The following is a 12335-nucleotide window of genomic DNA, read 5'->3' as shown; positions in this document are numbered from 1 at the left end:
ACTAAGTCAAAATAAATCTCACCTAAATATTTTAATATCTAATTTATAAATTCAATTAACATCAAATACGTCTAACATATCACGAAATCATTAATAGTTTTTTTACATTAAATAGTAATAGAAATAAACATAAAAAAATAAACATAAAATGAAAAAATCTAAAAAATAAATATTTTAGATAAATCAAATGTTAAAAACATTAACATTATTTTTTTATTTACTATTTTACTATTTTATTCTTATAATTATTAAGAGAAACTATGAATATTCGCATACCTAATCAGAAAAGATATAAATCTTTAGAAAAAATAAAGTGGTTTTTAATAGCTATAATTTTAATTATTTCGATTTTTATTAATTTATTTTTCGATAAAATTCAATTTTTTACACGTATTTCTATACTAACTTTATTGCTGTTTTGTGCAATTATTATTGTATGTTATACAAAAAAAGGGAAAAATTTTTTTTTATATATAAATGCTTCAAAAAATGAAATAAAAAAAATAATTTGCCCTCAATATAAAGAGACTTTATATACTACAATTATCATTATTTCTGTAACAACAGTATTGTCTCTACTTTTATGGGGGATAGATAGTATTATATTTCGTTTAATAGCATTTATTATTAGTTTAAGGTTTTAAAAAAAATGCATCAAAATCAAAAAAAAAGATGGTATGTATTACAAGCTTTTTCTGGATTTGAAGGTCGAGTTGCACAATCAATAAAAGAACATATTAAATTAAAAAAAATGGAAAATTTTTTTGGAGACGTTATGGTTCCTTCGGAAGAAGTTATTGAAATACGAGGCGGACAACGTAAAAAAAGCGAATACAAATTTTTTCCAGGATATGTTTTAATTCAAATGGTTATGACAGATTCAACATGGCATTTAATAAGAAATGTTCCTCGAGTATTAGGTTTTATAGGAGGAAAATCAGATAAACCATCACCTATTAGTGATAAAGAAGTAGAAATCATTATTAATAGACTACGTCAAATTGGAGATAAACCAAGACCAAAAACTTTATTTGAACCTGGAGAAATGGTTCGTGTAAATGATGGTCCATTTGCAGATTTTAATGGTGTTGTAGAAGAAGTAGACTATGATAAGAGTAGATTAAAAGTATCTGTTTCTATTTTTGGTAGAGCAACCCCTGTAGAATTAGATTTTAGACAAGTTGAAAAAAATTAACATTACTTATTTTTAGTAATAAGTATTTTCTATTTAAGAGAATTTTAGAGATGGCAAAAAAAATACAGTCTTATATTAAGCTTCAAGTAGCTGCTGGAATGGCTAATCCTAGTCCACCTATAGGTCCTGCACTAGGACAGAAAGGGGTGAATATTATGGAGTTTTGTAAACTGTTTAATTCAAAAACAGAAAAAATAGAAAAAGGTTTACCAATACCAGTAATTATAACAGTATATTCTGACCGTTCTTTTACATTTATTACAAAAACACCACCAGCATCAATTTTATTAAAAAAAGCAGCTAAAATAAAATCGGGATCAAAAAAACCAAAAATAGAAGAAATTGGAAAAATAACAAAATCGCAAATTAAAGAAATAGCAACAACTAAACAAAATGATATGACTGGTTCTAATATTAATAGTATTATTCGATCTATTGAAGGAACAGCAAAATCAATGGGTTTGGTTATTGAGGAATAAAATGAATAAACCTAATAAACGCATGAAAATAATTAAAAATGATATAAATTCTAAAAAAATGTATTCTATAAATGAATCAATAAAATTATTAAAAAAATCATCTAAAGTAAAGTTTATCGAAAGTATTGATGTTGCTATTAATCTAGGAATTAACCCTAAAAAATCAGATCAAAATATTCGAGGTGCCACAATATTACCATACGGCATCGGACGATGCATTAAAGTGGCTGTATTTACTCAAGGTGAAAATGTAAAAATAGCACAGGAAGCAGGAGCAGAATTTATAGGGATGGAAGATCTGGCTGAAAAAATAAAAAAAGAAGGTATTAAATTTCAAATTGCAATTGCTTCTCCAGACGCTATGAAAATTGTTATGAAATTAGGACAAATACTAGGTCCTCGTGGACTCATGCCTAACGTTAAATTAGGTACTGTTACTGATAATATCTCCCAAGCCATTAAAAATGCCAAAACCGGACAAGTTTATTACCGTAATGACAAAAATGGAATTGTTCATGCTACAATTGGTCGAATAAATTTTGAGAAAAATCAAATAAAAGAAAATTTTAACGCTTTTTTAAAATCTATTAAAAAAGCAAAACCTCCTCAATCCAAAGGAATATATATAAAAAAAATAGTTTTATCAAGCACTATGGGTGTAGGATTAATCCTTGATCAATCTAGTTTATCTATTTAATTGAATCTTTTTTTACTTTACGATAGAAAAATTTTTATCTATAATAAAAACCCCATTTTTAAAAAAATCCAAAATTAATTATAATTAAAAAAATTTTTAAAACCTAAATTTAAATATTATTTAATCATTTTTTTAAAATCTTATTATAGGGCTAAAAATACAATTTTCCTTACTAATATATTTAATAAAAATTTTATAAATCAAATAAAATCTTTTCTCTGCATAAAATTATAGGAGAATACGATAAATGGCATTAAATCTTAAGAAAAAAAAAACAATCGTTTCTAAAATACATCAAATTTCTAATTTAGCACTATCAGCAATCATAGCAAATTCTCAAGGTATATCAGTAAATAAAATAAATCAACTACGCAAGTTAGGACGTGAAGTTGGTGTAAAAATGAGTATTGTTCGAAATACTTTGTTGTGTTTGGCTATTAAAAATACTGCTTTTGAGTGTTTAAAAAAAAAAATAAAAGGTTCTAACTTTATAGCTTATTCTACAGAACATCCTGGAAGTGGCGTAAGATTATTTAAAGAATTTGAAAAAAAAAATAAACAATTTAAAATCAAAGGAGCTGTTTTTGAAGGTAAATTATTATCTGAATTAGAAATTAACCAACTTGCAGATATGCCTACTTATGAAGAAGCAATAAAAAAACTTTTAGTAACACTAAAAATATTAGTTGCTGGAAAACTCATTTATACACTATCTGCTATAAAAGAAAAAAAAGAGACTTCTTAAAAGAAGTTATTATTTTTGATGTATTATTCACATCTAAAATAATTCTAATTTTTATTAGGAATTATTGCTATGTCTATTACTAAAGAACAAATTCTAGAAGCTATTTCAGAAATGTCTGTTATGAATGTTGTCGAGCTTATTGCAGAAATGGAAAAAAAATTTGACGTCTCTGCAAATATGTCTATGAATAACAATAACAAAAATGAACAAAACACCGTAGAAGAAAAAACAGAATTTGATATTTTCCTAAAAGTTATTGGTCCTAATAAAGTTTCTGTAATTAAAAGTGTGCGTAGCGCAACAGGTTTAGGATTAAAAGAAGCAAAAGATTTAGTAGAATCTGCTCCAACAATTTTAAAAGAAAATATGAGTAAAAATGATGCAGAATCTCTTAAAAAAACTCTAGAAGATGCAGGAGCTGAAATAGAAATAAAATAAAAATACTGTATATTTTTATTTATGTAAATTCTATAAGAATGGCTGGTGTTTTTAATTCACCAGCCGTTTTGATGTAAATAGTACATAATAATTTTAAAAAATTTAATTTAAACAATAGAAACTGTCTCTCCTTCAGACAAAAAGACAATTTAGTCTTAATTCATTTGTCAACGAGCTTAGGAACCCCATGGTCTACTCTTATACCGAAAAAAAACGCATTCGTAAAGATTTTGGGAAACGCCCCCAAGTTTTAGATATACCATATCTTCTTTCGATCCAAATCGATTCTTTTAAAAAATTCATTAAAGCGGATCCAGAAGGTCAACATGGATTAGAAGCAGCTTTTCGTTCTGTATTTCCTATACGGGGGTATAATGGAAATTCTGAAATTCAATATGTAAGTTATCGTTTAGGAAATGCAATATTTGATGTTAAAGAATGTCAAATAAGAGGTGCTACTTATTCAGCACCATTAAGAGTAAGATTGCGTCTTGTTATTTATGAACGTGATGTTCTAGAACCTACAGTTAAAGATATAAAAGAACAAGAAGTATATATGGGCGAAATACCATTAATGACAAATAATGGAACTTTTATAATTAATGGCACAGAAAGAGTAGTCGTATCTCAATTACATCGTAGTCCTGGAGTATTTTTTGACAGTGACAAGGGAAAGACACATTCATCAGGAAAGGTTTTATATAATGCACGGATTATTCCTTATCGAGGTTCTTGGCTAGATTTTGAATTTGACCCAAAAGATAATTTATTTGTAAGAATTGATAGACGAAGAAAACTTCCTGTAACTATTATTTTACGTGCACTTAACTATAATACAGAAGATATATTAAATTTATTTTTTGAAAAAAATATTTTTCATATAAAAAATGAAAAAATTCAACTAGAACTGGTATCTGAAAGACTAAGAGGTGAAACTGCATCTTTTGATATTAAAAAAAATGGAAAAGTATATATAAAAAAAGGTCGTCGTATTACTGCACGACATATCCAAGAATTAAAAAAAAATCAAGTAGATTTCATCACTGTACCAGTAGAATATATTTTAGGCAGGACAGTATCTAAAACATATATAAACCCTGAAACTAAAGAAATAATTGTTTCATCTAATACGGAATTATCTTTAGAAATATTAACAAAATTAAAAAAATCTCATTTTTCATCTATAGAAACACTTTTTACGAATGATCTAGATCATGGTCCTTATATTTCTGAAACTTTAAGAATTGATTCTTCTGTTGATCGCATGAGTGCATTAATGGAAATTTATCGAGTTATGAGACCTGGAGAGCCTCTTACTAAAGAAGCAACAGAAAATTTATTCGAAAATTTATTCTTTTTAGAAGATAGATATGATCTTTCTTCAGTCGGAAGAATGAAATTTAATCGATCTCTTTTGCGTCAAGAAATCGAAGGAAATAGTACTTTAAATAAATTAGATATTATAGATGTAATAAAAAAACTAATTGATATCCGAAACGGAAAGGGAGAAGTAGATGATATTGATCATTTAGGTAATCGAAGAATTAGATCAGTAGGAGAAATGGCAGAAAATCAATTTAGAATTGGTTTAGTAAGGGTAGAAAGAGCAGTTAAGGAAAGATTATCTGTAGGCGACTTAGATAATTTAATGCCACAAGACATGATTAACGCAAAACCAATATCCGCTGCAGTTAAAGAATTTTTTGGATCTAGTCAATTATCTCAATTCATGGATCAAAATAATCCTTTATCAGAAATAACACATAAAAGACGAATTTCAGCATTAGGTTTAGGTGGTTTAACAAGAGAAAGAGCCGGATTTGAAGTAAGAGATGTACATCCAACACATTATGGACGTGTTTGTCCTATAGAAACACCAGAAGGACCAAATATTGGTTTGATTAATTCTTTATCAGTATATGCAAGAACTAATTCATATGGGTTTTTAGAAACACCTTATAGAAAAGTACAAAATCGTTTTATCACCAACGAAATTCATTATTTATCTGCTATAGAAGAAGGCAATTATATTATTGCTCAAGCTAATACTAATATAGATAAAAATAATTGTTTTATCGATGATTTGGTAACTTGTCGACATAAAGGTGAATCGAGTTTGTTTAATTGTAATCAAGTTGATTATATGGATGTATCTACTCAACAAATCGTTTCTGTTGGAGCTTCTTTAATCCCTTTTCTCGAACATGATGATGCAAATAGAGCATTAATGGGAGCTAATATGCAACGCCAAGCAGTTCCTACTTTAAAAACCGACAAACCTTTAGTAGGAACTGGAATGGAAAGAGCAGTAGCTGTAGATTCAGGAGTTACAATAGTAGCTAAAAGAGGGGGAAGAATTAAATATATAGATGCTTCTCGTATTATTATTAAAGTTGATGAAATAGAAACAAATACAGGCGAAGCTGGAATAGATATCTATAACTTGACGAAATATACTAGATCCAATCAAAACACTTGTATCAATCAAAAACCATGTGTAAAACTAAATGAAAAAATTAATAAAGGTGATGTATTAGCAGATGGTCCATCTACTGATTTAGGAGAACTTGCTTTAGGTCAAAATATGCGAGTAGCCTTTATGCCATGGAATGGATATAATTTTGAAGACTCTATATTAGTGTCAGAAAAAGTTGTACAAGAAGATAGATTTACTACAATTCATATTCAAGAACTATCTTGTATATCCCGAGATACAAAACTAGGACCAGAAGAAATTAGTTCTGACATACCAAATGTAGGAGAAGCAGCTTTATCTAAATTAGATGAATCAGGGATAGTATATATTGGAGCAGAAGTAACTGGAGGAGATATATTAGTAGGAAAAGTTACGCCTAAAGGTGAAACACAATTGACACCAGAAGAAAAATTATTACGCGCTATTTTTGGCGAAAAAGCCTCTGACGTAAAAGATTCTTCATTACGCGTTCCTAATGGGGTATCTGGAACTGTAATAGACGTACAAATTTTTACTAGAGATGGTGTAAAAAAAGATAAAAGAGCACTAGAAATTGAAAGTATGCAACTAAAAAAAGCAAAAAAAGACTTAACAGAAGAATTTAAAATATTTGAATCTAGTTTATTTGTAAGAATCAAAAAAACTCTTATTTCTTTTAATATAGAAGAAAATTTTTTAAATAAAATGCCTTGTGAAAAATGGTTTAATATAGATTTAAAAAATATAAATCAAAAAAAAGAAATAGAAAAACTCCTACATCAACACAATAAACTAAAAAAAGAATTCGAAAAAAAGATAGAAACAAAAAGATGCAAAATTACACAAGGAGATGATCTTGCACCAGGCGTTTTAAAAATAGTAAAAGTTTATTTGGCTGTAAAACGTCAAATACAACCTGGTGATAAAATGGCAGGACGACACGGAAATAAAGGGGTAATTTCAAAAATTAATCCTGTTGAAGATATGCCATATGATGAAAATGGTGTACCTGTTGATATTGTTTTAAATCCTTTAGGTGTTCCATCTCGAATGAATATTGGACAAATATTAGAAACACATTTAGGAATGGCCGCAAAAGGTATAGGCGACAAAATTAACAATATGATCAAACAAAAAGAAAAAATATCTAATTTAAAAAAATATATTCAAAAAGCTTTTGATTTAGGAGAAAATCAAACACAAAAAGTTAATTTAGATGATTTTTCAAATGAAGAAATATTAGATTTAGCAAAAAATTTAAAAAAAGGTCTGCCTATTTCTACTCCAGTATTTGATGGAGCACAAGAAAGTGAAATAAAAGAAATGTTAAAATTTGCAAATCTTCCGACTTCTGGACAAATTTCTCTATTTGATGGAAGAACAGGTGAAAAATTTGAAAGACCTGTTACTGTTGGTTATATGTACATGCTAAAACTCAATCATTTAGTAGATGATAAAATGCACGCACGTTCTACTGGTTCCTATAGTTTAGTAACTCAACAACCATTAGGTGGAAAAGCTCAATTCGGAGGACAACGTTTTGGTGAGATGGAAGTTTGGGCTTTAGAAGCATATGGAGCTTCTTATACATTACAAGAAATGTTAACTGTAAAATCTGATGATGTTAACGGAAGAACAAAAATGTATAAAAATATTGTCGATGGGAATCATCAAATGGAACCTGGAATGCCAGAATCATTTAATGTTCTAATAAAAGAAATACGCTCGTTAGGTATTAATATTGAATTAGAAAACGAATAAATTTTATATAAATGTCAAATAAAAAATATGAATTTAACACCTTCAAAAATTTCACTCCAACGAGAGATCATGCGTGAAAGATTTACTAAAATTTTTAAAAGCCCAAACTAAAACTGAAGATTTTGATGCTATTAAAATTTCGTTGGCATCACCTGATATGATTAGATCTTGGTCATTTGGCGAAGTTAAAAAACCAGAAACGATTAATTATCGCACATTTAAACCTGAAAGAGATGGACTATTTTGTGCTCGTATTTTTGGTCCAGTAAAAGATTATGAATGTTTATGTGGAAAATACAAAAGACTAAAACATCGAGGAGTAATTTGCGAAAAATGCGGCGTTGAAGTGACACAAAGTAAAGTAAGACGTGAAAGAATGGGTCATATAGAACTATCGTCTCCTACTGCTCATATTTGGTTTTTAAAGTCCTTACCATCACGTATAGGTTTATTATTAGATATGCCTTTAAGAGATATTGAAAGAGTACTGTATTTTGAATCATATGTGGTTATTGAATCAGGAATGACAAATCTTGAAAAACGTCAAATTTTAACTGAAGAGCAATACTTAGATGCACTAGAAGAATTCGGAAACGAATTTCATGCCACAATGGGCGCAGAAGCAATTCAACATTTATTAAAAAATATTAATTTAACAAAAGAATGTGAAAATTTAAGAACAGAACTCAACGATACTAATTCCGAGACAAAAAGAAAAAAACTAACTAAAAGAATTAAATTATTAGAATCCTTTATACAATCTCATAATAAACCAGAATGGATCATCCTTACTGTTTTACCAGTACTACCACCAGATTTACGTCCATTAGTTCCACTAGATGGAGGAAGGTTTGCAACATCTGATTTAAACGATCTATATCGTCGAGTAATTAACCGAAATAACCGATTAAAAAGATTATTGGACTTAGCTGCACCTGATATTATTGTTAGAAATGAAAAAAGAATGTTACAGGAAGCAATAGATGCTCTATTAGACAATGGTAGAAGAGGAAGGGCTATAACTGGATCTAATAAAAGACCTCTAAAATCACTAGCGGATATGATAAAAGGAAAACAAGGCCGATTTCGACAAAATCTTCTTGGAAAACGTGTAGATTACTCAGGAAGATCAGTAATTACTGTAGGACCTTGTCTTCATTTACATCAATGTGGTTTACCTAAAAAAATGGCATTAGAATTATTTAAACCCTTTATCTATGGAAAATTAGAAGTACGTGGATTAGCCAATACTATCAAATCTGCAAAAAAAATGGTTGAAAGAGAGGAGGCAATAGTATGGGATATTTTAGACGAAGTCATTCGAGAACATCCTGTTCTTCTTAATCGCGCGCCTACTTTACATAGATTGGGAATACAAGCCTTTGAACCGGTTTTAATAGAAGGAAAAGCTATTCAATTACATCCCTTAGTATGTGCAGCTTATAACGCTGATTTTGATGGAGATCAGATGGCTGTTCATGTTCCGTTGACTTTAGAAGCACAATTGGAAGCTAGAGCCTTAATGATGTCTACAAATAATATACTCTCTCCAGCTAATGGAGAACCAATTATCGTGCCTTCTCAAGATGTAGTATTAGGTTTATATTATATGACCCGCGAAAAAGTTAATGGAAAGGGAGAAGGAATGATTTTAAATGATTCTAATGAAGCAGAAAAAGTCTATCGACTAGGTATTGCAGAACTACACTCTTTAGTTAAAGTACGTATAACAGAATATAAAAAAAACGAAGACAACAGTTTTTCTCCTACAAAAAAAATAATAAATACCACTATAGGACGGGCTATTTTATGGATGATTGTGCCTAAAGGATTGCCATATAATATTGTAAATCAAACTTTAGGTAAAAAAGATATTTCTAAAATGTTGAATACTTGCTATCGTATTTTAGGTTTAAAACCTACTGTTTCTTTTGCCGATCAAATTATGTATACAGGTTTTGCTTATGCTGCAAGATCTGGAGCATCCGTTGGAATTGATGATATGGTTATACCCGAAAAAAAATCAAACATCATTCATGAAGCGGAAATTGAAGTAGCCGAAATACAAGAACAATTTCAATCTGGATTAGTTACAGCAGGGGAAAGATATAATAAGGTAATTGACATTTGGGCAGCTGCAAATGAAAGAGTAGCTAAAGCAATGATGGAAAACTTATCTACTGAATCTGTATTAAATAAAAAAGGAAAAATACAAAAACAAATTTCTTTCAATAGCATATTTATGATGGCTGATTCAGGGGCTCGTGGATCGGCAGCACAAATTCGTCAATTAGCTGGTATGAGAGGACTCATGGCAAAACCAGATGGATCAATTATTGAAACACCAATAACAGCTAATTTTAGAGAAGGTTTAAACGTGTTACAATATTTCATTTCAACACATGGAGCACGTAAGGGATTAGCTGATACAGCTTTAAAAACAGCTAATTCTGGTTATTTAACACGTCGTTTAGTAGATGTAGCTCAAGATTTAGTTGTTACAAAAAACGATTGTGGGACACATGAAGGAATTTTAATGACCCCTTTAATAGAGGGAGGAGATGTAAAAGAACCACTTCGTGAACGTGTTTTAGGAAGAGTTACAGCTGAAAAAATATTAATTCCCAACACAAAAAAAATTTTAATTGAAAGAAATACTCTATTAAATGAGCAATGGTGTGATCTTTTAGAAAAAAATTCTATAGATACTGTAAAAGTACGCTCAGTAGTAAATTGTGAAACTAATTTTGGTGTTTGTTCCTATTGTTATGGTCGTGATTTAGCGCGAGGTAACTTAGTTAATAAAGGAGAAGCAATAGGAGTAATAGCTGCTCAGTCGATAGGAGAACCGGGTACACAATTAACAATGAGAACTTTTCATATTGGTGGAGCAGCATCAAGAGCAGCTACAGAATCAAGTATTCAAATAAAAAACAAAGGTATTATTAATCTTAATAATGCAAAATCTGTAACTAATTCTGCAGGGAAAATAGTAATTACTTCAAGAAATGTAGAACTCAATATAATTGATAATTTCAGAAGAACCAAAGAAACCTATAAAGTCCCCTATGGTGCTATTATGGCTAAGGGACATGGCGAAGAGGTGAATGCAGGAGAAACAGTTGCAAAATGGGATCCACATACTATTCCTGTTATTACTGAAGTCAATGGTTTTATTCAGTTTATAGATATGGTAGATGGACAAAGTATTACAAGACAAGCAGATGAACTAACAGGGTTATCTTCCATAGTCGTATTAGATACAGCTGAAAGAATGGCAATTGGGAAAGATTTAAGACCATCATTAAAAATTGTTGATAAAAATGGAAATGATGTTCTTATTTCTGGTACAGAAATGCCAGCACAATATTTCTTACCTGGAAAAGCAATTGTGCAAATTAATGACGGAGTTCAAATTAGTTCTGGTGACACTCTAGCAAGAGTACCTCAAGAATCAGGAGGCACAAAAGATATTACTGGTGGATTACCAAGAGTTGCTGATTTATTTGAAGCTAGACGACCAAAAGAACTAGCAATTTTAGCTGAAATTAGTGGAATTATATCTTTTGGAAAAGAAACAAAAGGTAAAAGAAGATTAGTTATAACACCAGTAGATGGAAGTAATGCATACGAAGAAATGATTCCAAAATGGAGACAATTAAATGTTTTTGAAGGAGAAAGAGTAGAAAGAGGTGATGTTATATCAGATGGACCGGAATCACCACATGATATTCTGCGTTTAAGAGGAGTACAAGCAGTAACAAAATATATTGTAAATGAAGTACAGGAAGTATACCGTCTACAAGGTGTTAAAATTAACGATAAACATATAGAAGTCATTATCAGACAAATGCTAAGAAAAGCAACTATAATAAAATCGGGCAACTCAGAATTTTTAGACGGAGAGCAAGTAGAATTTTCTCGAATAAAAATCTCAAATCGTATTCTAAATAAAAATAAAAAAAAATCAGCTACTTTTTCCAGAGATTTATTAGGCATAACTAAAGCTTCTCTTGCAACCGAGTCTTTTATATCTGCTGCTTCATTTCAAGAAACAACGCGAGTATTAACAGAATCAGCAATAGCAGGAAAAAAAGATGAATTACGAGGATTAAAAGAAAATGTCATCGTAGGTCGTTTAATACCTGCAGGTACAGGATATGCATATCATAAAGAACGTTTAAATCGTCGTCATAAAAACAACAATCAAATTATAAAAAATAAAAATAATCATTCTTCTTCACAATTAAGTGCAGAAGAAGCATCTGCAAGTTTGTCAGAATTATTAAATTCTACTCTTGTAAAAAATGATGATATATAAATATTTTAAAAAAATACTATGGCTGCTTTTAAAAGCAGCCAAAATACAAAAATTTTTTATTTAAAAAATAATACATATACTTATGTGTATATATTTTCATTCAGTTCAAAACTTTTAAATAATTTTTTTATTCAAAAAAAGTTAAAAATTTAATAAATTTTATTAAAAAAAATATACATTAATTATTCTAAAAACACGTATACATCCTTTATTTATACTATCTTTTTAATTATTTTAAGATATA

At 29.4% G+C, this 12335-nt stretch carries 8 protein-coding genes; all 8 read left to right on the top strand.

What is annotated here, in order from left to right; translation table 11 throughout:
• The first annotated feature begins 260 nt into the window (after positions 1–260).
• Positions 261–644, top strand: a complete 384-nt coding sequence (secE, locus tag AB4W74_RS00205; protein WP_367682015.1) for a preprotein translocase subunit SecE — start codon at positions 261–263, stop codon at positions 642–644.
• Positions 645–649: 5 nt separating this feature from the next.
• Positions 650–1195 (top strand): transcription termination/antitermination protein NusG, encoded by a 546-nt coding sequence (gene nusG, locus AB4W74_RS00200; protein WP_367682014.1) that lies wholly within the window; start codon positions 650–652, stop codon positions 1193–1195.
• Positions 1196–1245: 50 nt separating this feature from the next.
• A complete protein-coding gene (gene rplK, locus AB4W74_RS00195) occupies positions 1246–1674 on the top strand; it encodes a 50S ribosomal protein L11 (RefSeq protein WP_367682013.1) in 429 nt (142 codons plus the stop codon).
• 1 nt (position 1675) lies between these two features.
• Complete coding sequence (gene rplA, locus AB4W74_RS00190; protein ID WP_367682012.1) at positions 1676–2371, top strand: 50S ribosomal protein L1; 696 nt, start codon at positions 1676–1678, stop codon at positions 2369–2371.
• 247 nt (positions 2372–2618) lie between these two features.
• Positions 2619–3116, top strand: a complete 498-nt coding sequence (gene rplJ, locus AB4W74_RS00185; RefSeq protein ID WP_367682011.1) for a 50S ribosomal protein L10 — start codon at positions 2619–2621, stop codon at positions 3114–3116.
• 69 nt (positions 3117–3185) lie between these two features.
• The gene (gene rplL / locus AB4W74_RS00180) at positions 3186–3554 is read left to right on the top strand and encodes a 50S ribosomal protein L7/L12 (protein ID WP_367682010.1); all 369 of its coding nucleotides are present in this window, start codon (positions 3186–3188) and stop codon (positions 3552–3554) included.
• A gap of 187 nt (positions 3555–3741) precedes the next feature.
• Entirely contained in the window at positions 3742–7770 is a 4029-nt protein-coding gene (gene rpoB, locus AB4W74_RS00175; protein WP_367682009.1) for a DNA-directed RNA polymerase subunit beta, read from the top strand.
• A 73-nt stretch (positions 7771–7843) separates the two neighbouring features.
• Positions 7844–12091 (top strand): DNA-directed RNA polymerase subunit beta', encoded by a 4248-nt coding sequence (gene rpoC, locus AB4W74_RS00170; RefSeq protein WP_367682008.1) that lies wholly within the window; start codon positions 7844–7846, stop codon positions 12089–12091.
• Positions 12092–12335 lie beyond the last annotated feature (244 nt).

It is taken from the genome of Buchnera aphidicola (Hyalopterus amygdali) (genome assembly GCF_964059015.1).
In the GTDB taxonomy this organism is placed as follows: Bacteria; Pseudomonadota; Gammaproteobacteria; order Enterobacterales; family Enterobacteriaceae; genus Buchnera; species Buchnera aphidicola_BN.
This window is presented reverse-complemented; position numbering and strand designations above follow the sequence as displayed.

What these genes read in the sequence shown, in the direction of transcription:
- secE (WP_367682015.1), top strand. Translation starts at nt 261, where the DNA reads ATGAATATTCGCATACCTAATCAGAAAAGATATAAATCTTTAGAAAAA.
- nusG (WP_367682014.1), top strand. Translation starts at nt 650, where the DNA reads ATGCATCAAAATCAAAAAAAAAGATGGTATGTATTACAAGCTTTTTCT.
- rplK (WP_367682013.1), top strand. Translation starts at nt 1,246, where the DNA reads ATGGCAAAAAAAATACAGTCTTATATTAAGCTTCAAGTAGCTGCTGGA.
- rplA (WP_367682012.1), top strand. Translation starts at nt 1,676, where the DNA reads ATGAATAAACCTAATAAACGCATGAAAATAATTAAAAATGATATAAAT.
- rplJ (WP_367682011.1), top strand. Translation starts at nt 2,619, where the DNA reads ATGGCATTAAATCTTAAGAAAAAAAAAACAATCGTTTCTAAAATACAT.
- rplL (WP_367682010.1), top strand. Translation starts at nt 3,186, where the DNA reads ATGTCTATTACTAAAGAACAAATTCTAGAAGCTATTTCAGAAATGTCT.
- rpoB (WP_367682009.1), top strand. Translation starts at nt 3,742, where the DNA reads ATGGTCTACTCTTATACCGAAAAAAAACGCATTCGTAAAGATTTTGGG.